General features: G+C 71.7%; 20 protein-coding genes. 8 read left to right on the forward strand and 12 right to left on the reverse strand.

Annotated features, from left to right (window positions below; translation table 11 throughout):
• Positions 1–25: 25 nt before the first annotated feature.
• Together AB0I83_RS10835 and AB0I83_RS10840 are read right to left on the reverse strand one after the other, a co-directional pair.
• Complete coding sequence (locus AB0I83_RS10835) at positions 26–217, reverse strand: DUF1059 domain-containing protein (RefSeq protein ID WP_356535256.1); 192 nt, start codon at positions 215–217, stop codon at positions 26–28.
• Positions 218–314: 97 nt separating this feature from the next.
• Entirely contained in the window at positions 315–845 is a 531-nt protein-coding gene (locus AB0I83_RS10840) for a MarR family transcriptional regulator (protein WP_356535255.1), read from the reverse strand.
• Between the two features lie 157 nt (positions 846–1,002).
• Here AB0I83_RS10840 and ilvA point away from each other — a divergent pair, with 157 nt between their 5' ends.
• The 3 genes from ilvA to AB0I83_RS10855 all read left to right on the forward strand — a co-directional run bounded on the left by ilvA (position 1,003) and on the right by AB0I83_RS10855 (position 4,269).
• Positions 1,003–2,232: a threonine ammonia-lyase gene (gene ilvA / locus AB0I83_RS10845; RefSeq protein ID WP_356535254.1), complete on the forward strand. Its 1,230-nt coding sequence runs from the start codon at positions 1,003–1,005 to the stop codon at positions 2,230–2,232.
• 175 nt (positions 2,233–2,407) lie between these two features.
• The gene (locus tag AB0I83_RS10850) at positions 2,408–3,412 is read left to right on the forward strand and encodes an ATP-binding cassette domain-containing protein (protein WP_356535253.1); all 1,005 of its coding nucleotides are present in this window, start codon (positions 2,408–2,410) and stop codon (positions 3,410–3,412) included.
• Positions 3,413–3,465: 53 nt separating this feature from the next.
• Complete coding sequence (locus AB0I83_RS10855; RefSeq protein WP_356535298.1) at positions 3,466–4,269, forward strand: ABC transporter permease; 804 nt, start codon at positions 3,466–3,468, stop codon at positions 4,267–4,269.
• Positions 4,270–4,334: 65 nt separating this feature from the next.
• Here the strand turns inward: AB0I83_RS10855 and greA are convergent, their stop codons facing one another.
• Both greA and AB0I83_RS10865 read right to left on the reverse strand, forming a co-directional pair.
• Positions 4,335–4,832 (reverse strand): transcription elongation factor GreA, encoded by a 498-nt coding sequence (greA, locus tag AB0I83_RS10860; RefSeq protein WP_356535252.1) that lies wholly within the window; start codon positions 4,830–4,832, stop codon positions 4,335–4,337.
• 191 nt (positions 4,833–5,023) lie between these two features.
• Entirely contained in the window at positions 5,024–5,428 is a 405-nt protein-coding gene (locus AB0I83_RS10865) for a DUF4307 domain-containing protein (RefSeq protein WP_356535251.1), read from the reverse strand.
• Between the two features lie 97 nt (positions 5,429–5,525).
• Between AB0I83_RS10865 and mca the strand changes: the two genes are divergently transcribed.
• On the forward strand, positions 5,526–6,407 hold the full coding sequence (mca, locus tag AB0I83_RS10870) for a mycothiol conjugate amidase Mca (protein WP_356535250.1): 882 nt from the start codon (positions 5,526–5,528) through the stop codon (positions 6,405–6,407).
• A 1-nt stretch (position 6,408) separates the two neighbouring features.
• Positions 6,409–6,672 carry a hypothetical protein gene (locus tag AB0I83_RS10875; protein ID WP_356535249.1) on the forward strand — a complete coding sequence of 88 codons (264 nt, stop codon included), beginning with the start codon at positions 6,409–6,411 and terminating at the stop codon, positions 6,670–6,672.
• A gap of 39 nt (positions 6,673–6,711) precedes the next feature.
• On the opposite strand, the gene AB0I83_RS10880 is transcribed toward AB0I83_RS10875, so the two are convergent.
• Positions 6,712–9,936, reverse strand: a complete 3,225-nt coding sequence (locus AB0I83_RS10880; protein WP_363304341.1) for a tetratricopeptide repeat protein — start codon at positions 9,934–9,936, stop codon at positions 6,712–6,714.
• 317 nt (positions 9,937–10,253) lie between these two features.
• Positions 10,254–10,820 carry a Uma2 family endonuclease gene (locus tag AB0I83_RS10885; RefSeq protein WP_363304342.1) on the reverse strand — a complete coding sequence of 189 codons (567 nt, stop codon included), beginning with the start codon at positions 10,818–10,820 and terminating at the stop codon, positions 10,254–10,256.
• A 230-nt stretch (positions 10,821–11,050) separates the two neighbouring features.
• Between AB0I83_RS10885 and AB0I83_RS10890 the strand changes: the two genes are divergently transcribed.
• A complete protein-coding gene (locus AB0I83_RS10890) occupies positions 11,051–13,075 on the forward strand; it encodes a thioredoxin domain-containing protein (RefSeq protein ID WP_363304343.1) in 2,025 nt (674 codons plus the stop codon).
• A 90-nt stretch (positions 13,076–13,165) separates the two neighbouring features.
• On the opposite strand, the gene AB0I83_RS10895 is transcribed toward AB0I83_RS10890, so the two are convergent.
• Positions 13,166–13,849 (reverse strand): hemolysin III family protein, encoded by a 684-nt coding sequence (locus AB0I83_RS10895; protein WP_356535245.1) that lies wholly within the window; start codon positions 13,847–13,849, stop codon positions 13,166–13,168.
• A gap of 207 nt (positions 13,850–14,056) precedes the next feature.
• Here AB0I83_RS10895 and AB0I83_RS10900 point away from each other — a divergent pair, with 207 nt between their 5' ends.
• A complete protein-coding gene (locus tag AB0I83_RS10900) occupies positions 14,057–15,892 on the forward strand; it encodes a phosphoenolpyruvate carboxykinase (GTP) (RefSeq protein WP_356535244.1) in 1,836 nt (611 codons plus the stop codon).
• A 217-nt stretch (positions 15,893–16,109) separates the two neighbouring features.
• On the opposite strand, the gene AB0I83_RS10905 is transcribed toward AB0I83_RS10900, so the two are convergent.
• From AB0I83_RS10905 to AB0I83_RS10915, 3 genes are all read right to left on the reverse strand, one after another.
• The gene (locus AB0I83_RS10905; RefSeq protein ID WP_356535243.1) at positions 16,110–16,499 is read right to left on the reverse strand and encodes a hypothetical protein; all 390 of its coding nucleotides are present in this window, start codon (positions 16,497–16,499) and stop codon (positions 16,110–16,112) included.
• Positions 16,500–16,590: 91 nt separating this feature from the next.
• A complete protein-coding gene (locus AB0I83_RS10910) occupies positions 16,591–17,802 on the reverse strand; it encodes a pyridoxal phosphate-dependent aminotransferase (protein ID WP_356535242.1) in 1,212 nt (403 codons plus the stop codon).
• A gap of 240 nt (positions 17,803–18,042) precedes the next feature.
• Positions 18,043–18,861, reverse strand: a complete 819-nt coding sequence (locus AB0I83_RS10915) for an arylamine N-acetyltransferase (protein WP_363304344.1) — start codon at positions 18,859–18,861, stop codon at positions 18,043–18,045.
• Between the two features lie 192 nt (positions 18,862–19,053).
• Here AB0I83_RS10915 and AB0I83_RS10920 point away from each other — a divergent pair, with 192 nt between their 5' ends.
• Positions 19,054–19,893 carry a serine protease gene (locus AB0I83_RS10920; RefSeq protein ID WP_363304346.1) on the forward strand — a complete coding sequence of 280 codons (840 nt, stop codon included), beginning with the start codon at positions 19,054–19,056 and terminating at the stop codon, positions 19,891–19,893.
• 18 nt (positions 19,894–19,911) lie between these two features.
• On the opposite strand, the gene AB0I83_RS10925 is transcribed toward AB0I83_RS10920, so the two are convergent.
• Both AB0I83_RS10925 and AB0I83_RS10930 read right to left on the reverse strand, forming a co-directional pair.
• The gene (locus AB0I83_RS10925) at positions 19,912–21,534 is read right to left on the reverse strand and encodes a D-aminoacylase (protein WP_363304347.1); all 1,623 of its coding nucleotides are present in this window, start codon (positions 21,532–21,534) and stop codon (positions 19,912–19,914) included.
• A 50-nt stretch (positions 21,535–21,584) separates the two neighbouring features.
• Positions 21,585–22,982 carry an alanine racemase gene (locus AB0I83_RS10930; RefSeq protein WP_363304348.1) on the reverse strand — a complete coding sequence of 466 codons (1,398 nt, stop codon included), beginning with the start codon at positions 22,980–22,982 and terminating at the stop codon, positions 21,585–21,587.
• Positions 22,983–23,023: the final 41 nt, after the last annotated feature.

A 23,023-nucleotide genomic window follows, 5' to 3' on the forward strand; every position in this document is an offset into this window, starting at 1 on the left:
GCCTCCGGACGGCACCACCCGTCGGTCAGGCGGCGGCCTTCTCGTCATCGAGCGAGGCCCGGATCTGCTCACGCATCTCGGGGCTGTCCTTGTGCTCGTGGACCGACACCGCGTGCTCGGTGGCGGCCCGGACCACCTCGTCCTCCTCACCGGAGATGGTGAGGGAGCAGTTCGAGACGCTCGGGTACTTGCGGCAGTCGGCGATCTTCCGTGTCATGACGGCCTCCTCGTGTACGAGTGCAGGCCCTTCCAGGATAGATCCGTACGGCACCTCGTACAGCCCGTCGGACGGGCCCGGACCGCGGGGAGCGCCGTCAGCCGTCCTGGGCCGGCTGGTGCGCTGCCTGCCGGGCGGCCAGCGAGGCGTTGAACCGGGTCAGCAGCGCACAGAACGTGTCGCGCTCGTCCTCGCTCCAGCCGCCGGTCACCTGGGACATCAGCTCGCGCCGCGAGGCGCGGACCTCCTCCAGGCGGGACTGGCCGCGGGGCGACAGCTGGAGGACGACGGCCCGTCCGTCCTCCGGATGGGAGGTCCGCTTGACGAGCCCGGTGTCCACGAGCGGCGCCACCTGGCGGGTCACGGTCGAGGAGTCGATCCCCATGCCCGCGGCCAGCGCCTTGACGCCCATGGGGCCTTCCACGTCGAGCCGGTTGAGCAGCAGGTAGGCGGCCCGGTCCATCGAGTTGCGGACCTGGCCGACACCGCCGAGGCGGGTCTGCTCGGCACGTCGGGCGAAGACGGCCACCTGGTGCTGGAGAGCGTCGAGGAGGTGGTCCGTTCCCGGATGTCCGGGGGCGGCGCCCCCGGAAGGAGACGCGGCAGTCGTCATGTCCTGAGGGGGCATGGCCGGGGGCTCTCTTCGTGCGGTGTCGGATGGGTGGGGGACAGAGTACGCGGCCACGGGGCAACGTGTACCAGCGCTGCACAAACCTGTGGACACCCCCTCAGGCCGCCATGAGATACGACGGCTCCGGATGCCCCGAGCTGCAAGACTTGCTGTCATGACCTTCCGTACGTCCGGCCCTTTTCCCCCGCTGATCCTCGACGACGTCCGCGGGGCGCAGAAGATGCTCTCCGGAGTGGCCAGAACGACCGGGATGGAGGGCAGCCGCCATCTGAGCGCCCTCGTCGGGGCGCCGGTGCACCTCAAGTGCGAGAACCTCCAGCGCACGGGCTCGTTCAAACTGCGGGGGGCGTACGTGCGGATCGCGGGCCTCAGCCCCGTCGAGCGGGCGGCCGGAGTGGTGGCCGCCAGTGCCGGAAACCATGCGCAGGGTGTCGCACTCGCGTCCTCGCTGCTCGGCGTACGTTCAACGGTCTTCATGCCCGTCGGAGCGCCCCTGCCGAAGGTCGCCGCCACCCGTGAGTACGGCGCCCAGGTCCGGCTCCACGGCCAGGTCGTCGACGAGACGCTCACCGCGGCCCAGGAGTACGCCGAGGAGACCGGCGCCGTCTTCATCCACCCCTTCGACCACCCGGACATCATCGCGGGCCAGGGCACGGTGGGCCTGGAGATCCTCGAGCAGTGCCCCGAGGTCCGCACGATCGTCGTCGGTGTGGGCGGGGGCGGTCTCGCGGCCGGCATCGCCGTCGCGGTGAAGGCGCTGCGCCCGGACGTGCGGATCGTCGGGGTCCAGGCGGCGGGCGCGGCCGCCTATCCGCCCTCGCTGTCCGCCGGGTACCCGGTGGCGCTCGACGAGGTGCAGACCATGGCCGACGGGATCAAGGTGGGGCGCCCGGGAGACCTCACGTTCCCGCTGGTCCAGGAGCTGGTGGACGAGGTGCGCACGGTCTCCGAGGACGAGCTCTCCAGCGCCCTGCTGCTGTGCCTGGAGCGCGCGAAGATGGTCGTCGAGCCCGCCGGGGCGAGCCCGGTCGCGGCCCTGCTGAGCGACCCGAAGGCCTTCCGGGGGCCGGTCGTCGCCGTGCTCTCCGGCGGCAACGTGGACCCCCTGCTGATGCAGCGCATCCTGACCCACGGCATGGCCGCCGCGGGCCGCTACCTGAGCCTGCGGCTCCGGCTCACCGACCGCCCCGGAGCCCTGGCCGCGCTGCTCGCGACCCTCTCGGTGTCGGACGCCAACGTCCTCGACGTGATCCACGTGCGGACCGATCCGCGGCTCGGGCTCACCGAGGCCGAGGTGGAGCTGCATCTGGAGACCAAGGGCCCCGCGCACTGCGAGGAGGTCGCCACCGCCCTGCGGGCGGCGGGCTATCTGGTGCTGTCCTGACGGCTTGCCGTACCCGCTCGGCCGGGGCCCGGGGGCGAATCCGCAAACCGGTTGTCGGTCGCGATGTATCGCGTTAATGTGCACCGCCGAGCAGTCCTGTCCTACCGCCGCGGGAGGGTCCGCGTCCCTAGGATTCTGCTCAGGAAGTCGCGCGAGACAACTGGGGGAGCTGCGTATGCCAGGCGCCATCCACGCCGAAGGTCTGGTGAAGACCTTCGGCGACGTACGAGCACTGGACGGGGTCGACCTCGACGTGCCCGAGGGCACGGTCCTCGGCCTGCTGGGGCCCAACGGCGCCGGCAAGACGACCGCCGTCCGTGTCCTGACGACCCTGCTCCAGCCGGACAGCGGGCGGGCCGTCGTCGCGGGGATCGACGTGGTGAGGGACCCCGACGCGGTGCGCCGCTCGATCGGTCTCTCCGGCCAGTTCGCGGCCGTCGACGAGTACCTCACGGGCCGCGAGAACCTCCAGATGGTCGGGCAGCTCTACCAGATGAGCGCCCGCGACGCGAAGAGGCGGGCCGTCGAGCTCCTGGAGCGGTTCAACCTCGCCGACGCGGCCGACCGCACCGCGAAGACGTACTCCGGAGGGATGCGCCGCCGCCTGGACCTCGCGGCGGCGCTCGTCGTCTCCCCGCCGGTGATGTTCATGGACGAGCCCACCACGGGCCTCGACCCACGCAACAGGCAGCAGCTGTGGGAGGTCATACAGGAGCTCGTCGCCGGCGGTACGACGCTGCTGCTGACCACCCAGTACCTGGAGGAGGCCGACCACCTCGCCCACGACATCTGCGTCATCGACCACGGCAAGGTGATCGCCCGCGGCACGTCCGACGCGCTCAAGGCACGCACCGGCGGCGAACGCGTCGAGGTGGTCGTCCACCAGCCCGACCAGATCGCGCCGGCCCGCTCGGTGCTCGCCACGTACGGCAAGGGCGAGATCGCCGTCGCGGAGCACACCCGCAAGCTGACCGTGCCCGTCACCGGCGGCGCCAAGCTGCTCGCCGAGGTCATCCGGGACCTCGACACCCACGGCGTGGAGATCGACGACATCGGGCTGCGCCGCCCCACTCTCGACGACGTCTTCATCTCGCTCACCGGTCACGCCGCCGAGCTGGAGAAGAACGGCCAGGACCCGTCGACCGAGGCCGCTCAGGGCCCGAAGGAGGACGGCCGGTGACCACCACCGTCACGGACACGTCGGCCGTAGCGCCGCTCAAGTCCCGGGGGGCGATCCGGCGGTCCGTCGCCGACTCCCTGGTCGTCGCCAAGCGGAATCTGATCCGCATGATCAGGATCCCCGAGATGGTGATCTTCGGTCTGGTGCAGCCCATCATGTTCGTGGTGCTGTTCACCTATGTGTTCGGCGGCTCCATCAAGGTCGGCAGCACCATCTCGTCCGCGGACTACCGCGAGTTCCTGATGGCCGGGATCTTCGCCCAGACCGTCACCTTCGCCACCGCCGGCGCGGGTGCGGGCATCGCCGACGACATGCACAAGGGGCTGATCGACCGCTTCAGGTCGCTGCCGATGGCCCGGGGCGCCGTCCTCACCGGACGTACCCTCGCCGACCTGGTGCAGACCGCGCTCACCCTCGTCGTGCTCGCCGGCGTCGCGCTGATCATCGGCTGGCGGACCCACGAGAACTTCGCCAAGGTGCTGCTCGGCTTCCTGCTGCTGCTCCTCCTCGGCTACGCCTTCTCCTGGATCGGCGCGCTGATCGGCCTCGTCGTGCGCACCCCGGAGGCGGCCACCTCGGGCGGGCTGATCTGGCTCTTCCCGCTGACGTTCATCTCGAACGCCTTCGTGGACGCCAACCAGATGCCGACCGTCCTGCGCTACATCGCCGAGTGGAATCCGTTCAGCGCGACCGTGCAGGCCTGCCGTGAGCTGTTCGGCAACCTGCCGCCCGGCTTCGTCACCCCGGACGCCTGGCCCATGCAGCACCCGATCCTCGCCTCGGTGATGTGGTCGGTGCTGATCATCGTGGTCTTCCGCACCCTGGCGGTCCGCAAGTACCGCTCGGCGACCGTCTGACCCACCTGCGCACGACGGAGCCCCGGCCGCGCCTGCGGCCGGGGCTCCGTGTGTGTGCCACGGGGTCAGCCCTGGTAGGGCTTCGCGGAGATGATCTTCACCGAGGCCTTCTTGCCGTTCGGGAGCTCGTAGTCCGCTTCGTCGCCCACCCTCTTGCCGTTCACGCCCGTGCCGAGCGGGGACTGGGGGGAGTAGGTCTCGATGTCCGTGCTCGCGTACTCGCGGGAGGCGAGCAGGAAGGTGACCGTGTCGTCCGGGTCGCCGTCGAAGGCGATCGTCACGACCATGCCGGGCTCGACCACGCCGTCGTCGGCGGGGGCCTCGCCGACCTTCGCGTGCTCCAGGAGCTGGGTCAGCTGGCGGACTCGGAGCTCCATCTTGCCCTGCTCCTCCTTGGCCGCGTGGTACCCGCCGTTCTCACGGAGGTCACCTTCCTCACGGGCCGCCGCGATCTTGACGGAGATCTCCGTGCGCGCGGGACCAGAGAGGTGGTCCAGCTCCGCCTTCAGCTGGTTGTACGCCTCCGGCGTGAGCCAGGTGACGTTATCGCTGGTCTGGGTCACAGGGTGCTCCTCGTCGGTGCTGGGAATACAAAGCAACGCCCTACCCCAAGCATGCGCTGCCACGGGTGGGCGAAACAACGAGCCTAACAATTCCGCGCGAAAAGGGGGAGAAGGTAATCGATCACAAGCGCGTCCGCGCAGGTCGGCGTGGGAGCGTGCGCATCACCGGCGGCGCGCGCCTCGCGATGCCGTCAGCTGTCGGCGGTACACGCCATGAGCTCCACCGCGGTCGCCCTGGAGGTGGTGCGCAGCGAGAGGACCCGGTCGATCCGGTCGGAGCGCTCGTCGAACCTGAAGTCCGCGCGGCCCACCTCCGCGCCGTCCTCGCTCAGGGCACGGAGCGTGCAGTGCCCCTCGGCGTCCCGTTCCTTGCGGACCTCCAGATGGGCCTCGGCCCGGCCGTCCGAGACGACCTTGGACTTGATGAGTTCGGCGCTGATGTCCTGGCCCGCCACGTAGTCGTAGCCGAACCAGCCGATCATGGCGAGGAAGGCGACGCCCAGCACCGAGCCGACGATCTTGAGCTTGCGGTCCGCGCGCTGGTCCCCGGAGCTGCCGTAACGCCCGTCGGGCAAGGCTTCGCGCACCGCTGCCATGATCGTTCCTCCCGTACAGGGGATCGAGGAATTTTCCACCCCCCGGTTCAGTCACTATAGAAGCCGACCATTGCGACCAATCACTGAGGACCGAGTCTTGACCGAGCAGCTGAGACTGATGGCCGTCCACGCCCACCCCGACGACGAGTCGAGCAAGGGCGCGGCCACCATGGCCAAGTACGTGTCCGAGGGGGTGGACGTCCTGGTCGTCACCTGCACAGGCGGCGAACGGGGATCCATTCTCAACCCCAAGCTCCAGGGGGACGCGTACATCGAGGCGAACATCCACGAGGTGCGCAAGAAGGAGATGGACGAGGCCCGGGAGATCCTGGGCGTCGAGCAGGCTTGGCTCGGCTTCGTCGACTCGGGTCTGCCCGAGGGCGACCCGCTGCCGCCGCTGCCCGAGGGCTGCTTCGCGCTGGAGGACGACGAGACGGCGGCGGGGCGTCTAGTCGCGAAGATCCGGGCGTTCCGGCCGCAGGTGATCACCACCTACGACGAGAACGGCGGTTACCCGCACCCCGACCACATCAAGACCCACACCATCTCGATGATCGCCTTCGACGGCGCCGCGGACACCGAGCGGTTCCCCGAGGCGCGGTTCGGCCCGGCCTGGCAGCCGCGGAAGCTCTACTACAACCAGGGCTTCAACAAGCCGCGCACCGTCGCCCTGCACGAGGCGCTCCTGGCCCGCGGGCTTGAGTCCCCGTACGGCGACTGGCTGGAGCGCTGGAAGGAGTTCGAGCGCGCCGAACGCACGCTGACCACGCACGTGCCGTGCGCCGACTTCTTCGAGATCCGCGACAAGGCGCTGATCGCGCACGCGACGCAGATCGATCCGGACGGCGGCTGGTTCCGGGTCCCCATGGACATCCAGCGGGAGGTCTGGCCGACCGAGGAGTACGAGCTCGCCAAGTCTCTGGTCGATACCTCCCTCCCCGAGAGCGACCTCTTCGCGGGCATCCGCGACAATGCCTGATATGTACGCGACCCAGGCACTGACGCAGCTCGTCCCGTTCGCCGCCGACGAGCTCGACAAGAACAAGGTGACACCCGGCGTCCTCGGCTTCCTCGTCTTCGCGGCGCTCGCCGTGGGGGTCTGGTTCCTGATGAAGTCGATGAACCGCCACATGGGCAGGGTCGACTTCGAGGAGGCCCCCGACCCGGCTTCGGCGGAGCCCGCGTCCGGGGCCGGGAAGCCGGAGGCGGCCGACGGCAGGAAGAGCACCGCGGCCAAGGGCTGACCGGGCGGGGCGCGACGGCCCCGCCCGCTCGACGGCCGTCTACGGACGCACGCCCACCGGCACCCCCATCACCTCACGGGCGTGCCGGGACGGGGTCAGGCCCAGGCGCCATGCCTGCCAGCCGTCGTCCAGGTCGATCCCGCGGTTCAGCACGACCCCGAACGCCTCCACACAGCGCTCCAGCCCGGGGTCCCGCAGCGGGTGGGCGGCCTCCAGCAGATCGGTGAGCTCCTGCTGGGCCACCGCCGTGCCCACCTCGCTGCCGCCCGGTGAGGCGTAGGGCAGCAGTGTGCACCGCAGGAACGCCGCCCAGTCGCCGCCCCGGACGTCGCCGTACGAGCCGAACAGGGTGATCGCCTCGCCGCAGAGCTCCAGCGCCTGCGCCGCGCGGTTGTTGCCGCCGTCGATCAGCGCCAGCTCCAGGCAGGTCCACGCCTCCCCGTGGGGCACCCCGATCCGGCGGAAGTCGGCGCGGGCGTCCACCAGCAGCTGCCGGGCGAAGCCGGAGTTGCGCAGGTTGCCCGTCTGCGCGGCCCGCTGGTCACGGGTGACCCGCCCCGAGTGGTGCCGGGCGCACGCCAGGCCGTACACGTCCCGCATCCGGGAGAACATCGTGCGGGCCCGCTCCAACTCGCGTACGCCCTGGTCGCTGTCGCCCTCCTCCTCCAGGGCCTGCCCCAGGTAGTAGCGCGTCCAGGCCTCGCCCCGCGCGTCCTCGTTGCCGCGGTGCCGGGCGAGGGCCTCGCGCAGCTGTTCCACCGCCGGGGGTGTGCCGCTGTCCGCGTCCATCAGCCGGGCGCGGGCCAGCTGGGTCAGCGCCCAGGCCTCGCCGCGCTCGTCACGGGTGCGGCCGTACAGGTCGAGCGCGGTGTTCAGCTCCTCCTCGGCGCGTGCGACCTCGCCCATCCGCAGGCAGACCTGGCCGAGCTGGAAGTGGGACCAGGCCTCGCCGTGCAGCGACTCGCCCTCGCGGTGGAGGGTCAGCGCGGTGTCCAGCAGGGCCAGTGCCTCGGGCAGGTCGGCCCGGTCGCGCTCGACGGCGGCCAGGGCGTGCAGTGACCAGGCGCGGTCCTCCGCCTGCTCGGGGGAGGCCTGCAGTGCCAGTGCCTCCCGCAGCCGGGCCGAGGCCTCCGTCAGGTTGCCCTGGTGGTGCAGCGTGATGCCGAGCGAGCACAGGGCCAGGGCGGCGCCCGCGTCGTTCTGCGCCTCGCGGTAGAGGCCGACGACCGAGGACAGTGTCGTGCGGGCCTTGTCGAGCTCGCCGAGCTGCCGGGCCGCGATGCCCGTACGCCACTGGACCGACCGTTCCAGGAGCCCGTGGTCGACTGCCTGCGTCAACTCGCTGATCTCACCGAGCCGGTACAGGTCCCCGCGCAGCAGGCAGTAGTCGCACAGGGCACCCAGCAGGTGCAGGACCGCGCCCTGGTCGACGCCCTCCGCGTGCCGCAGCGCCGAGGTGATGAAGCTGGACTCGTCGTCCAGCCAGCGCAGCGCCGCGTCCAGCGAACCGAAGCCGTGCGAGCCGAACTGCCCCGCGCGGGTGGACATCTTGCCGTCCACCATGCGGATCACCGCGTCGGCGAGCTCGGCGTAGTTCTGGACGAGGCGCTCCTGCGCGGCGGTACGGTCCGCCGCCGTCTCCTCGTCGAGCAGCCTGGCCAGCGCGAAGTCCCGCACGAGGTCGTGCAGCCGGTAGCGCGCGCCGCGCACGTGGACCAGCAGCCCGGCGCGGGCCAGGGACTCCAGCAGCCGGCCCGCCTCCTGCTCGTCCGAGGACAGCAGCGAGGCGGCGGCAGCCGCCCCGAGGCTGGCGCGCCCGGCGAGCGCGAGGCGCCGCAGCAGCCGGCGTGCCGCCTCCGGCTGGTCGGTGTAGCGCAGCCACAGGGCCCGCTCGACGGGCGCGACCGGACCGTACGCGCCGAGGGCGGACGCCAGCTCGGCCCGGGTGCGCGCGCCGAGCGAGGAGCCCGCGACGCGCAGGGCGAGCGGCAGCGAGCCGCACAGCTCGACGACGGTCTCGGTCGACGGGTAGTCGTACGGGCCGCCCTCCTCGTCCTGCGCCGTCTCGCGCAGCAACTCCTCGGCGCCCGCGGCGTCCAGGCCGCCGACGGGCAGGTGGTGCACCCGTGCCGGGATGTCGTCGGGCAGGTCGAGGCGCTCGCGGGCGGTGACGAGGACGAGGCTGTCGGAGCGCTCGGGCAGCAGCGTGCGGATCTGCGCGGCGTCGGTGGCGTCGTCCAGGACGATCGTGACCGGGGTGCCGGTGAGGTGCTGGTGGTACAGCTCGCTCAGGCGCCGCACCTGCTGTTCGGCCGTCGCCCCCTCCCGGAAGAGGAGCTGCTCGCGCGGAGCGCCCAGCCGGTTGAGGAGGTGGAGCAGAGCGTCCCGGGTCGACAGCGGGGCCTCCCCGGCCACGTCGCCCCGCAGGTCCACCACGCACGCCCCCCGGAACTGGTCCCTGAGCGCGTGCGCGGCCCGTACGGCGAGGGTGGTGCGCCCGGCGCCGGGCGCACCGTGCAGCACCACGACGGCCGGCCTGGTCTCCGTCGCGGCGCGGGCGGCGTGCACCCACTGCGCGATCTGGGCCAGTTCACCGCGACGTCCCGCGAACGGGCCGTCCACGGACGGCAGATGGGTGAAGGACTGTTCGAGGAGTGAGCGGGTGCGTGCGGCCGCGCTGCGGTCCCCGCCGCGCAGCTGCGCCACCACGGACGCGGTGGACTTCTTCGCCGGGCGGGCCGCGGCGGTCAGCATGCGCTGCTGGTCGAGGAAGGGGCGGATGCCCCGTACCTCCAGGGCCGTCAGCCACTGCAACCGCAGCTGTCCGGGGCCGCCGGGCTGGTTCAGCTCGCCCGCCCTGTGGTGTGCGGCGGGCCAGTGGGACGCGGTCACCCGTGCGACCGTCGCCGTCGTCCCGGCGAGCGCGACCACCGCTCCCGCCCCCGCCGCCAGACCCGTCGCGGTACCGAGCGCCAGGTCCGCGCCGAAGGCGGCCGCCGCCGCGACACCCGTGACCAGCAACGGCGTTGTGAGTGCCGCCCGGCTGAACCGCTCGGACAGCGGCTGCCGCCCGGCCTCGGCGGCGTCGAGCGCCTGCGTGTACGCGGCGTACTCCTCCGCCGCGCCCGCGGCCATGGCGTCGAGCGCTTCCCGCGCACGCGTCAGCAGCGCGGCGGAGTCGGTGCGCCCGCCCGTCCGCCGTACCTCCTCCTCCACTGCGCGTACCAACAGCCTTTCGGCCTCCGCCCGATGGCTGTCCCGCATGCGTCCCCCCAGGTGTCCGCTACTTCGCCCCGACCGCTTGTCGTGGGCACCCAGTGTCCTGCTTACGGTCCGTCGGCGCGAGGGAGCGAGGCGATCAGGCGGCGGGGGAGCGGCGGTACGAGGGGGCGCGGACGGCCTGCCTGCGAACGCGGTGATCAGCGCGGAGCCGTGTCCGTCATCGGTGCGGATCCAGACGATTGCCTCGCCGGGTGCGGCCGGGGACGGCTGCCTTCCATCAGCGATGAGGAGAGCGTCCCGATCGGTCCGCGAAGAAAGCGATGCGGGCACCACCGGCCAACCGTCGAAAGCTCCGCTCTCTACATGTCCCCAAGATCGACTGTGATGGAGAAAGGCGCCGTGGCCTTCACCGTGCCGGTGAACATCTCGCCGTCCCTGTAAGCCTTGGTGGCGGGGTCGAGGACGTAGGTGTAGACGATCGGGACGCCGGTGGCGGCCTGTTCGACCCGCCAGTAGAAGGGGATGCCGGACTTGGCGTACTGGTCCAACTTCACGATACGGTCCGTCGTCTCCGAGCCAGGCGATACGACCTCGACGACCAGGAGTACGTGCTCGGGGCGGGTGGGCGTGAGGTCGATGGTCTCCGCCCGGTAGACGCTGACGTCCGGGCGGCGGTTGGTCAGGGGAACGTCCTGCAGGCGGACGTCGAAGTCGGTGTCGGCGTTCCAGTCCGGGCCGGCGGCGGCGTCCAGGGCATTGGCCAGGATTCGGGCCGGCCGGTCGTGCCGCTTGGAGGCGCTCGGGCTCACGACGACCATCCCGTCCACGATCTCGATGCCGGCGCACTGCTCCTCGGACCAGGAGTCGTACTGCTCCGCACTGATCTGCGTGTGCATCCACGCGGGCGCCACCATTTCGGCGGTCATGGTGCACCTCCTTCGAGGAGCCTTGGCAGGTCCGGCACTGCTGCGCCCACCCCACTGTTCCGAGGTGTCCGGGCCGCCCGACTCGGAGGAACGCCGGGAGAAGTCCGGCACCGGCCATGAGGGGACGGAGCCGCCCACCACGGGATGGCGCACAGGTGCAGATCGGCCGAGCGAGGAGGGCCCGTGAGGGTTTCGCCTCTCACGCCAGGCGCTGTGAGAGGCTGGATCGCATGAACCGGCTGGCTGGTGTGACCTCGCCTTATCTGCTTCAGCATGCTGACAATCCCGTCGACTGGTGGCCCTGGGGCCAGGACGCCTTCGAGGAGGCGCGGCGGCGCGACGTGCCCGTCCTGTTGTCGGTCGGATACGCCAGCTGCCACTGGTGCCACGTGATGGCCCACGAGTCGTTCGAGGACGCCGCGCTCGCCGCCTACCTCAACGCGAACTTCGTGCCGGTCAAGGTCGACCGCGAGGAGCGCCCCGACGTCGACGCCGTGTACATGGAGGCCGTGCAGGCCGCGACCGGGCAGGGCGGCTGGCCGATGACGGTCTTTCTGACCGCGGACGCCGAGCCGTTCTACTTCGGTACGTACTTCCCGCCCGAGCCGCGCCACGGCATGCCCTCCTTCCACCAGGTCCTCGAAGGGGTGGTGGCTGCCTGGACGGACCGGCGTGACGAGGTCGCCGAGGTGGCCGCGCGCATCGTGAACGACCTGTCGGGGCGCTCGCTGACCCCGGAGGGGGCCGGCCTGCCCGGTGAGGCGGAGCTCGCCCAGGCGTTGCTGCGGCTGACCCGGGACTACGACGAGAAGCACGGCGGGTTCGGCGGCGCGCCCAAGTTCCCGCCGTCCATGGTCATCGAGTTCCTGCTGCGCCACCACGCCCGCACCGGGTCCGAGGGCGCCCTGCAGATGGCCGCCGACAGCTGCGCCGCGATGGCGCACGGCGGGATCTACGACCAGCTCGGCGGCGGCTTCGCCCGCTACACGGTGGACCGCGAGTGGGTGGTCCCGCACTTCGAGAAGATGCTCTACGACAACGCGCTGCTGTGCCGCGTGTACGCCCACCTCTGGCGGGCCACCGGCTCGGACCTGGCCCGCCGGGTCGCCCTGGAGACGGCCGACTTCATGGTGCGCGAGCTGCGGACGGCCGAGGGCGGGTTCGCCTCCGCGCTCGACGCCGACAGCGAGGACGCCCAGGGGCGGCACGTCGAGGGCGCGTTCTACGTCTGGACGCCCGAGCAGCTGCGCGAGGTACTGGGCGAGGAGGACGCCGCCTTCGCGGCCGAGCACTTCGGAGTGACCGACGAGGGCACCTTCGAGGAGGGCTCCTCCGTCCTGCGGCTCGCCCGGACCGGCGAGGCCGAGCCTGTCGACGCCGAGCGCGTCGCCGCTGTACGGGCCCGGCTCCTGACGGCCCGTGAGCTGCGGGTGCGCCCCGAGCGCGACGACAAGGTCGTCGCCGCCTGGAACGGCCTGGCGGTCGCCGCGCTCGCCGAGACCGGGGCCTACTTCGACCGCCCGGACCTGGTCGAGCGGGCCACCGAGGCCGCCGACCTGCTGGTGCGGGTGCACATGGGCGACGTCGCCCGGCTCTGCCGTACGTCTAAGGACGGCCGCGCCGGCGACAACGCCGGAGTCCTTGAGGACTACGGCGACGTCGCCGAGGGGTTCCTCGCGCTTGCCTCGGTCACCGGCGAGGGGGTCTGGCTGGAGTTCGCGGGCTTCCTGCTGGACATCGTGCTGGAACGCTTCACCGGCGAGGGCGGTCAGCTGTTCGACACCGCCGACGACGCCGAGCGGCTGATCCGGCGCCCCCAGGACCCCACGGACAGTGCCACCCCGGCCGGTTGGACCGCCGCGGCGGGCGCGCTGCTCTCGTACGCCGCGCACACCGGTTCCGAGGCGCACCGCACGGCCGCGGAAGGGGCGCTCGGGGTGGTCGGGGCTCTCGGGCCCAAGGCTCCCCGGTTCATCGGCTGGGGGCTAGCCGTGGCCGAGGCGCTGCTGGACGGGCCGCGCGAGGTGGCGGTCGCCGGGCCGGTCGCCGGGGAGCTGCACCGGACGGCGCTGCTGGGGCGGGCCCCCGGGGCGGTCGTCGCGGCCGGCGACGGCCCGGACGCGGGCACCGAGTTCCCGCTGCTGGTGGACCGGCCGGCCGTGGGCGGCGTACCGACCGCGTACGTCTGCCGCCACTTCGTGTGCGACGCGCCTACGACGGACGCGGGGGAGCTGGCCTCGAAGCTGGGGGACTGACGTCGGCAGCGGGAAGGGCCGGGCCGCCGGCCCGGCCCTTCCTCGTGCCGAGTTCCCACCCACCGCGGTGGGGCACCGGCGGACCGGGGGCTACTGCTGGTAGGCCACCAGCGAGATGCCGACGTAGTGCACGATGAACGCCGCCAGCGTCAGTGAGTGGAACACCTCGTGGAAGCCGAACCAGCGGGGTGACGGGTTCGGCCGCTTGAGGCCGTAGATGACGCCGCCCGCGCTGTAGAGCAGCCCGCCGACGACGACGAGGACCAGCACGGCGATGCCGCCGGTGCGCATGAAGTCCGGCAGGAAGAACACCGCGGCCCAGCCCATGGCGATGTAGCACGGGGTGTAGAGCCAGCGCGGGGCACCGACCCAGAACACGCGGAAGGCGATCCCGGCCGCGGCGGCCCCCCAGACCGCCCACATGAGCGGCCGGCCGGTGGACTCGGGCAGCAGCAGGAGCGTGAGCGGGGTGTACGTGCCCGCGATGATCAGGAAGATGTTGGCGTGGTCGAGCCGGCGCAGCACGGCCTCGCCGCGCGGGCCCCACGTGCCCCGGTGGTAGACCGCGCTCACCCCGAAGAGCAGGCAGGCGCTGAGGATGTACACCGCGCAGGCCACCCGCGCCCGCGTGCTGTCGGCCAGCGCGATCAGCGTGATGCCCGCGATCACGACGGCGGGGAACATTCCGGCGTGCAGCCAGCCGCGCATCCGTGGTTTCACGGGTACGGGGTCGGTGAGCTCTACAGGTCCGGACGCGGGCGCGGCAGAAGTCATGTCCGCATGCTACCTACGCTTCCGTAGGTAACCGATCCGAGTGGCCATGCTCACGTGTGCGGCCCCCTGGACATATGGGCGCGATGGTCGGATGATCAAATGAGTGCGGTCGGCACCGGATGAGCGCCAGAGGGATTCGAAGGGTTCAGCATCCGGGTCGCAGCCCCCACGGGGCCTGACAACACACCCTCTCGACTAGGAGCGATCGTGGCGCGCGACATCGCGGCTCCCCTCACTGTTCCCACCCGGCACCAGGAGCTCGTCTCCTGGGTGGACGAGATCTCCGCCCTGACCGAGCCCGACCGTGTGGTCTGGTGCGACGGCTCCGAGGCCGAGTACGAGCTCCTGTGCGAGGAGCTCGTGGCCAGGGGCACCTTCACGAAACTCGACCCGGTCAAGCGCCCCAACTCCTACTACGCCGCGTCCGACCCGACCGACGTGGCGCGCGTCGAGGACCGCACCTTCATCTGCTCCGAGAAGGAGGAGGACGCGGGCCCGACCAACCACTGGAAGGCCCCCGCCGAGATGCGGCAGATCTTCGCGGGTGAGAACGGCGTCTTCCGCGGCTCGATGCGCGGCCGCACGATGTACGTCGTCCCGTTCTGCATGGGCCCCGTCGGCTCCCCGCTCTCCGCGATCGGTGTCGAGATCACCGACTCCGCGTACGTCGCCGTCTCGATGCGCACCATGACGCGCATGGGGCAGGAGGTCCTGGACGAGCTCGGTGCCGACGGCTTCTTCGTCAAGGCCGTCCACACCCTCGGTGCCCCCCTGGCCGCCGGCGAGGCCGACGTCCCGTGGCCCTGCAACTCCACCAAGTACATCTCGCACTTCCCCGAGGACCGCGAGATCTGGTCCTACGGCTCCGGATACGGCGGCAACGCCCTGCTCGGCAAGAAGTGCTACGCGCTGCGCATCGCCTCCGTCATGGCCCGGGACGAGGGCTGGCTCGCCGAGCACATGCTGATCCTCAAGCTCACGCCGCCGCACGGTGAGAGCGCGGCCCCGACGTACATCGCGGCAGCCTTCCCCAGCGCGTGCGGCAAGACCAACCTCGCCATGCTGGAGCCCACGATCCCCGGCTGGACCGTCGAGACCATCGGCGACGACATCGCGTGGATGCGGTTCGGCGAGGACGGCCAGCTGTACGCGATCAACCCCGAGGCCGGCTTCTTCGGTGTCGCGCCGGGCACCGGCGAGCACACCAACGCCAACGCCATGAAGACCATGTGGGGCAACTCCGTCTTCACCAACGTCGCGCTCACCGACGACGGCGACGTGTGGTGGGAGGGCATGACCGAGGAGCTCCCCGCGCACCTCACGGACTGGAAGGGCAACGACTGGACCCCGGAGTCCGGCACGCCCGCCGCCCACCCGAACGCCCGCTTCACCGTCCCGGCCGGGCAGTGCCCGATCATCGCGCCGGAGTGGGAGGACCCGAAGGGCGTGCCGATCTCGGCCATCCTCTTCGGTGGCCGCCGCGCCTCGGCGGTCCCGCTGGTCACCGAGTCCTTCACCTGGCAGCACGGTGTCTTCCTCGGGGCCAACGTCGCCTCCGAGAAGACCGCCGCCGCCGAGGGCAGGGTCGGCGAGCTGCGCCGAGACCCGTTCGCCATGCTGCCGTTCTGCGGCTACAACATGGGCGACTACATGAAGCACTGGATCGAGGTCGGTGCCGACAAGGCGGACCAGACGAAGCTCCCGAAGATCTACTACGTGAACTGGTTCCGCAAGAACGAGGCCGGCAAGTTCGTGTGGCCCGGCTTCGGTGAGAACAGCCGCGTCCTCAAGTGGATCGTCGAGCGGCTGGAGGGCAGGGCCGAGGGCGTCGAGACGCCGATCGGCGTCCTGCCGGCCAAGGGCTCCCTGGACACCGAGGGCCTGGACCTCTCCGAGTCCGACCTCGACTTCCTGCTCGACGTCGACAAGAAGGTCTGGCGCGAGGAGGCCGCGCTGATCCCCGAGCACCTCAACACGTTCGGGGACCACACGCCGAAGGAGCTGTGGGACGAGTACCGCGCGCTGGTCCAGCGCCTGGGCTGATCCCTGCCGACCCCGCGGCCGGGTCCCGGCGTCTGCCCTGACCCGCGGAATCCACGGCCCGCCGCGGCACGGCACCCGGAGCCCCTCACGGCTCCGGGTGCCGCCCCGTCTCCGGGGGAGGCCGCCCGCGAGGGGGCCCGCGGAAGTCTGCGGGGCCCTGGCCCGGTGGTGTGTGGCACCCGGTCCACGCGTCTTCGCGACCCGTGGACCGGGGCCGTCAGGGGGTGCCGACCAGGGTGGCCGGCGCGGACAGTGCCGCGGTGTGCGCGTCCATGGCCTCGGCCGCGAGGATCGCGACGGCCGTGTCGGCGCGGGACGCGGCGACCACGAGGACCCGGCCCGCGAGGGCGTGGGCGCGGCGGTGGAGGGTGGCGGGGGGTGCCTCGCTGAGTCCGGCGTGCCGGGCGGGCGGTGCGCCGCGGAGGCGGGCCACCTGCCCGGCTATGCGGTCGCCCATGGCGGAGAGGCGCAGTTCGTCGGTGACCGCGAGGAGCGCGGCCAGGTGCCCGGCGAGCTGGATGTCCAGTTCTTCCTCGCGCGTGCGGTGCGGGAAGCCGGCGTCGTCGGCCGGGGTGTGGACCGACTTGGTGCGGATCGGCTCGTACATGGATGGCCTCCTGGTGGTGCAGTAGATCCATCCTAACTTGGATTCAGTCTAAAGTTGTGTGCGATCCGGGCAGGGCTTGCCCCCGGGGCCGTCAGGGCTGGCTGTAACCGTCCAGGAAGTTCCCGATACGCGTCACGGCGTCGGTCAGCTCCTTGGCCGGGGGCAGGGTGACCACCCGGAAGTGATCGGGCTCCGGCCAGTTGAAGCCCGTGCCCTGCACCACCATGATCTTCTCGGCCCGCAACAGGTCGAGGACCATCTGCCGGTCGTCCTTGATCTTGAAGACCTTCGGGTCGAGCCTCGGGAAGAGGTACAGCGCCCCCTTCGGCTTCACGCAGGTCACCCCGGGGATCCGCGTCAGCAGGTCGTACGCCACGTCCCGCTGCTCCAGGATCCGGCCGCCCGGCAGCACCAGCTCGTTGATCGACTGCCGGCCGCCGAGCGCCGTCGCCACCGCGTGCTGTGCGGGCATGTTGGCGCACAGCCGCATGTTCGCCAGGATCGTCAGCCCCTCGATGTACGAGGACGCGTGCGCCTTCGGGCCGCAGACCGCCATCCAGCCGGAGCGGTACCCCGCGATCCGGTAGTTCTTGGACAGCCCGTTGAAGGTGAGCACCATCAGGTCGGGGGCGATCGCGGCGGTCGGGGTGTGGGTCGCGCCGTCGTAGAGGATCCGGTCGTAGATCTCGTCGGAGCAGACGACCAGGCCGTGGCGCCGGGCGATGTCCGTCAGCCCGCGCAGCATCTCGTCGTCGTACACCGCGCCGGTCGGGTTGTTCGGGTTGATGATCACGAGCGCCTTGGTGCGGTCGGTGATCTTCCGCTCGATGTCGGCGAGGTCGGGCATCCAGTCGGCCTGCTCGTCGCACCGGTAGTGCACCGCCGTGCCGCCGGCCAGTGAGACCGAGGCCGTCCACAGCGGGTAGTCCGGCGCGGGCACGAGCACCTCGTCACCGTCGTCGAGCAGCGCCTGCATCGACATCTGGATCAGCTCGGAGACGCCGTTGCCCAGGTAGACGTCCTCGACGTCGAGGTCGATGCCCTTGGTCTGGTAGTGCTGCATCACCGCGCGGCGCGCGGACAGCAGGCCCTTCGCGTCGCCGTAGCCGTGCGCCCCCGAGAGGTTGCGCAGGATGTCCTCGAGGATCTCCGGCGGGCACTCGAACCCGAACGCCGCCGGGTTGCCCGTGTTGAGCTTGAGGATGCGGTGACCTGCGGCTTCGAGCCGCATGGCTTCCTCGAGCACGGGGCCGCGGATTTCGTAACAGACGCCGGAGAGCTTCGTGGACTGGATGACCTGCATGTCTGCGAGCTTACGACCGTGTTTCGCGCACTGCTCCCGGTTCGCGCGCCGGTTGCTCCCTCCGGGGCCCCTCGGTGGTGCGCCCGCTCTTCCATCGGCATGCGGCCCCGGCCGGGGACCGTGGGATCGACCGGTCGGGGCGGCGTCGCGGCTTGGAATGCGGGCCCGGGGCGGCTGCCGGGTGAGATGCGCCACGCGGGGCCGACGGCTGCCGGGCGCACCCCGTGCCCGCTCCGGGTCTCAGCCCGGCAGGACGGTGCCCGCCGGGAGCCGTACGCCGAAGTCCTCGGCCAGGACCCGCAGCACCTCGGCGGAGTCGCTCAGCTCCCGCTCCTCGACCGTGCCGTCGTCGGCCGTGTCCACCAGGGTGCGCCCGGACAGGGCCAGGTGGCGGCCCGGCAGGGTGCGCTGTGCGTAGAGCGCCTGCCGGAACGGTGAGCGCGGGTTCGTCGCGATGTGCCAGTCGATGACGTCGTAGTCCGGGGTCTCGAACGGCTCCAGGGTGAACTCGTACTGCGGCTCCCAGTAGCCGCCCTTGTCCGTCTGCAGTTCCCACATCTCCAGCGGCCCGTCGTGCGGGGCGTGGACGAGCCGGTGGCGGCGCGGCGTGTCGAGCAGCTCGGCGTCCTCCACGAGCCGGATCGGCTCCAGCAGCGCGCCGTTCGCCCCGAAGCCGACGTCGGCGAGCCACGAGCCGGCGTCGTCCTCGGTCTCCACCCGCATCAGCATGTGCGTACGGGGCCGGATGTCACCGGGCGCGGCGCCCAGGACCACTCGGGCGGTCAGCAGCGTCACCCGGAACCCGAGCTGCGTCAGGACGGCCGCGAGGAGGGTGTTGTGCTCGTAGCAGTACCCGCCGCGCTCGCCGCGGACGAGCTTCTCCTCCAGGTCGCCGAGGGCGAGGGAGGGGGCGCTGCCGAGGAGGGGCTCCAGATTCTCGAACGGGATGCCCAGCATGTGGGCGCGGTGCACGGACCGCAGCACCTCCACGGTGGGGCGGCGGTCCGTGTTCCCCGCCCAGCCGATGCGGGCGAAGTAGGCGTCGAGGTCGAGTGTCATGCCCCGACCCTACGCAGACAACTCCCGGGTTTCTCAGATGCGGTGGCGGCGCGGGGGGCGCGGGGCGGCGCCCGGTGGACACGGGACGCGGCTTGTTTCCGCCCCTTGTTGGATCTCCCTTCATGCGACACCATGCGCATGTCAAAAGCCGGAAGAACTCCGGTGACAGACGCATCTGGAGGGGACCCCCACATGAACAAGCCTCTCGTCGGCGCACTTCTTTCCGTCCTGTTCCTCGGGGCCGGCGTCGCACCCGCCACCGCGGCCACGGACACGGACACGGCCGGAGTCCGCGCCAAGGCGGTCACCTTCGCCGGCACGGTGGCACTCAGCAACTGCTCCGGCTCGGTCGTCCGGGCGCCCTCGTCGCAGCCCGGTGACCCGGCGCTCGTCCTGTCCAACGGGCACTGCCTGGAGACCGGCTTCCCGGGCCCCGGCGAGGTCCTGCTCAACAAGGCGTCGACCCGCAGCTTCACCCTGCTGAACGCCGCGGGTAGCGGTGTCGGCACGCTGAAGGCCTCCAAGATCGCGTACGGGACGATGACGGACACCGACGTCTCGCTGTACCAGCTGACCCGCACCTACGCCCAGATCGAGAGCTCCTACGGCATCAAGGCCCTGGAACTCGACGCCGCCCACCCGGTGAAGGGCACCGCGATCACGGTCGCCTCCGGCTACTGGAAGCGCACCTACAGCTGCGCCGTCGACGGGTTCGCGTACCGCCTCAAGGAGGGCGCCTGGACCTGGAAGGACTCGGTCCGCTACACCTCCGCCTGCCAGACCATCGGCGGCACGTCCGGGTCCCCGGTGATCGACAACGCGACCGGCAAGGTCGTCGCCGTCAACAACACCGGGAACGAGGACGGGCAGCGGTGCACGGACAACAACCCGTGCGAGGTGGACGAGAGCGGCACCGTGACCGTCCGCAAGGGCATCAACTACGCCCAGCAGACGTACGGCATCGTGCCGTGCATCGGCACCGGCAACCAGATCGACCTGAACCGGACGGGCTGCGCCCTGCCCAAGCCGTGAGGACGGGGCGGTGGCCGGTCAGCTCACCGGCCGGCCGCCGCCGCGCACCGCACGGCCCGCCAGCACGGACGTCCGCTTCCCGTCCTCGATGACGAAGCGGCCGTCGACGAGGACGTGCGGGATGCCCACCGGGAGCGCGCGCGGCTTCTCGAACGTCGACCCGGCCGCGACCGTGGCCGGGTCGAAGAGGACGAGGTCGGCGCGGTAGCCCTCGCGGACGTACCCGCGGTCCGGCAGGCGCAGCCGCGCGGCCGGCCTCGACGTGAGGTGCGCGACGCACTCCTCCAGCGAGAGGATGCCCAGCTCCCTGACGTAGCGCCCGAGGTACTGGGGGAACGTGCCGTAGGCGCGGGGGTGCGGCTTGTCGCCCTGGAGGATGCCGTCGCTGCCGCCGGTGTGGACCCGGTGGCGCATGATCTGCCGGACGTTGTCCTCGTGGCCCACGTGCTGGAGGATCGTCGTGCCGAGGCGGTCCTCCACGAGCACCCGGCGGGCCGTCACCCAGGGCTCCTCGCCGCGCAGCCGGGCCGATTCGGCCACCGTGCGGCCGACGTAGCCGGACAGCTCCGGTGAGCCGACGCCGGAGATCTCGATCCTGTCCCACTCGATCGGGACGCCGTGGCAGCCGTCGGATCCCAGGACCTCCACGTGGTGCCTGATCCGCTCCGCCGTCGCCTCGTCCGCGAGCCGGGTCATGACCGACTCGGGCCCGCCCTCGCTCGCCCAGCTGGGCAGCATCGCCACGAGGGTCGTGCAGCCGGGGGTGTACGGATAGGTGTCCAGCGAGATGTCCGCGCCGTCGGCGAGCGCGTCGTCCAGGAGGGCGAGGAGATCGGGCGCCTTCCCCTCGTTCACGCCGAAGTTCATGGTGGCGTGGGCGAGATGGAGGGGGCAGCCCGCGTCGCGGGTGAGCTGCACCATCTCCGCGTACGCCTGGAGGGCCCCGGCTCCGTACGAGCGGTGGTGCGGGCAGTAGTAGCCGCCGTGCGCGGCCACCACCCGGCACAGCTCGGTGAGTTCGGCGTCCTTCGCGTACATCCCCGGGGTGTACGTCAGGCCCGACGACATGCCGACCGCGCCCTCGGCCATGCCCTGGGCGACGAGCTCCCTCATGCGTTCGAGCTCGGCGTCGGTCGCCGGGCGGTCGTCCCAGCCGACGGCGAGCATCCGGACCGTGCCCTGCGGGATCAGGTAGGCGGCGTTGACCGCGATGCCCTGGCCGCCGAAGTTCCGGTCCAGGCGGTCCAGGTAGCCGCCGACGGTGCGCCAGTCGAAGTCGATGTCGCCCCCGTCGCCGTTCCAGCCGGCGATGGAGCGGCGCACCTCGGCCAGGGTGCGGTCGTCGGCGGGGGCGTACGACAGGCCGTCCTGGCCGAGGACCTCCAGGGTGACGCCCTGGGCGGCCTTGGCGCTGTGGTCGGGGTCGCGCAGCAGGGCGAGGTCGCTGTGCGCGTGCATGTCCGTGAAGCCGGGGGAGAGTGCGAGGCCGTCGGCGTCCAGGGTGCGCGCGGCGGTGGGGCGGGGGCCGCCCCCCTCGCGCCGGATCTCGGAGATCCGGCCGTCCGTGACGCCCACGTCGGCGCGGTAGGAGGGGGCGCCGGTGCCGTCTACGACGGTGGCGTCGCGGATGACCAGGTCCATGGGGTGTCGCCTTTCGGGGTGGGGGAGGGGCTCCGCCGCTCCCGCCGCGATCAGAAGAAGGTGCGGATGTAGTCGGTGACCGTGCCGTCCGCCTCCACCAGTGGGATGAGCTGCCACTTGTCGAAGGACGTACAGGGGTGCGAGAGGCCCATCCCGATCCAGTCGCCGACCTCCAGCTCGGCGTCCGCCTCCGTGCGCACCCAGCCGTGCTGGTCGGACAGCCCGGTCACGGAGACACCGGTGGCGGGGCGCACCGAGCCGTCGCGTGCGGAGCGCACGACCTGCGCCTCGGGGAGGTCCAGGTCGTACGCGGCGTCGCGCTTGCCCGCGTTGACGAACGCCTGCTCGGACGTGGGACGCGAGACGACCTGGGCCCAGAGCCGGAAGGCGGGTTGCAGCGCGCCCTCCTCGGGGATCCTGTTGAAGGGGGTGAGGTGGCGGTAGTGGCCGTCGTCGTGGCTGACGTACGCGCCCGAGCGCAGCAGCCTGAGGACCGGCGCGCTCAGTGAGGGGATCTCGGCGAAGACGTCGGCGACCGCGTCGAACCAGGCGCTGCCGCCGGCGCTGACCACGATCCTCTCGCCGTCGGCGAGCGCGGCGAAGCGTCCGGCGGCGTCGAAGTCCGCGGCCAGTGCGACGAGTCGGCGCAGCCATGCGCGTACCCGCTCGGGGGAGGCGTCCGGCACCTCGCCCTCGTAGCCGGCGACGCCCACCAGCCGCAGGGCGGACGCCGCCGCCACCGCGTCGGCCACGGCCGCGCAGTCCTCCTCCGTGCGTGCGCCGGTGCGGGCGCCCTGGCCCGCGCCCAGCTCCACCACGACGTCGACCGGGCGCACCGCGCCCGCCGCGCGCAGGGCCTCGTCCATCAGCTCGACGCCGCGCACGGAGTCGACGTAGCAGGCGAACGTGAAGTCCGCGTCGGCGTCCAGCTCGCCGGCCAGCCAGCGCAGGGCCACCGCGTCGACGAGCTCGTTGGCCAGGAAGATCCGCCGGATGCCGTGCGCGCGGTAGACCCGTGCCTGGTGGGGGACCGCGGCGGTGATGCCCCAGGCGCCGTACGCCAGCTGACGGGCGAACAGCTGCGGGGACATCGACGTCTTGCCGTGCGGTGCGAAGGCCAGTCCGTGCCGCTCCGCGTACGTCTCCAGGAGGGCGAGGTTGACCTCCAGCGGCTCGGCGGACAGGGCGAGCACCGGAGTGGTGAATCCGCCCGTGAAGAGGTTGCGGCGCTCGGCGGCCAGCGCGCCGACCGTCAGCCCCTGCGCGTCGGGCGGCAGCCCCTTGAAGCGGTGGTCGACCACTTCGTCGGCGAGCGCGGCCGTGGGCCCGCCGGCGAGTGCCGCAGTGGGCCCGCCCGGGAGTGCCGCAGCGGATTCACCGGCGGTCGCCGTCGTGGATTCACCGGCGGGTGCCGTCACGGACTGTTCGGCGGGCTGCTGGGCGGCCAAGGGATCCTCCTCGGAGACGTGACCCGTTGCATTATCTGCAA

This window comes from Streptomyces sp. NPDC049970, from assembly GCF_040660235.1.
GTDB lineage: Bacteria > Actinomycetota > Actinomycetes > Streptomycetales > Streptomycetaceae > Streptomyces.

Excerpts from the sequence above, each read along its gene's own strand:
- AB0I83_RS10885 (WP_363304342.1), bottom strand. The coding sequence starts at position 10,820 with ATGACCGCCGAAATGGTGGCGCCCGCGTGGATGCACACGCAGATCAGT.
- AB0I83_RS10895 (WP_356535245.1), bottom strand. The coding sequence starts at position 13,849 with ATGACTTCTGCCGCGCCCGCGTCCGGACCTGTAGAGCTCACCGACCCC.
- AB0I83_RS10915 (WP_363304344.1), bottom strand. The coding sequence starts at position 18,861 with ATGACACTCGACCTCGACGCCTACTTCGCCCGCATCGGCTGGGCGGGG.
- AB0I83_RS10835 (WP_356535256.1), bottom strand. The coding sequence starts at position 217 with ATGACACGGAAGATCGCCGACTGCCGCAAGTACCCGAGCGTCTCGAAC.
- AB0I83_RS10880 (WP_363304341.1), bottom strand. The coding sequence starts at position 9,936 with ATGCGGGACAGCCATCGGGCGGAGGCCGAAAGGCTGTTGGTACGCGCA.
- AB0I83_RS10875 (WP_356535249.1), top strand. The coding sequence starts at position 6,409 with ATGTACGCGACCCAGGCACTGACGCAGCTCGTCCCGTTCGCCGCCGAC.
- ilvA (WP_356535254.1), top strand. The coding sequence starts at position 1,003 with ATGACCTTCCGTACGTCCGGCCCTTTTCCCCCGCTGATCCTCGACGAC.
- AB0I83_RS10920 (WP_363304346.1), top strand. The coding sequence starts at position 19,054 with ATGAACAAGCCTCTCGTCGGCGCACTTCTTTCCGTCCTGTTCCTCGGG.
- AB0I83_RS10865 (WP_356535251.1), bottom strand. The coding sequence starts at position 5,428 with ATGGCAGCGGTGCGCGAAGCCTTGCCCGACGGGCGTTACGGCAGCTCC.
- AB0I83_RS10905 (WP_356535243.1), bottom strand. The coding sequence starts at position 16,499 with ATGTACGAGCCGATCCGCACCAAGTCGGTCCACACCCCGGCCGACGAC.
- AB0I83_RS10890 (WP_363304343.1), top strand. The coding sequence starts at position 11,051 with ATGAACCGGCTGGCTGGTGTGACCTCGCCTTATCTGCTTCAGCATGCT.
- AB0I83_RS10850 (WP_356535253.1), top strand. The coding sequence starts at position 2,408 with ATGCCAGGCGCCATCCACGCCGAAGGTCTGGTGAAGACCTTCGGCGAC.
- AB0I83_RS10910 (WP_356535242.1), bottom strand. The coding sequence starts at position 17,802 with ATGCAGGTCATCCAGTCCACGAAGCTCTCCGGCGTCTGTTACGAAATC.
- AB0I83_RS10840 (WP_356535255.1), bottom strand. The coding sequence starts at position 845 with ATGCCCCCTCAGGACATGACGACTGCCGCGTCTCCTTCCGGGGGCGCC.
- AB0I83_RS10925 (WP_363304347.1), bottom strand. The coding sequence starts at position 21,534 with ATGGACCTGGTCATCCGCGACGCCACCGTCGTAGACGGCACCGGCGCC.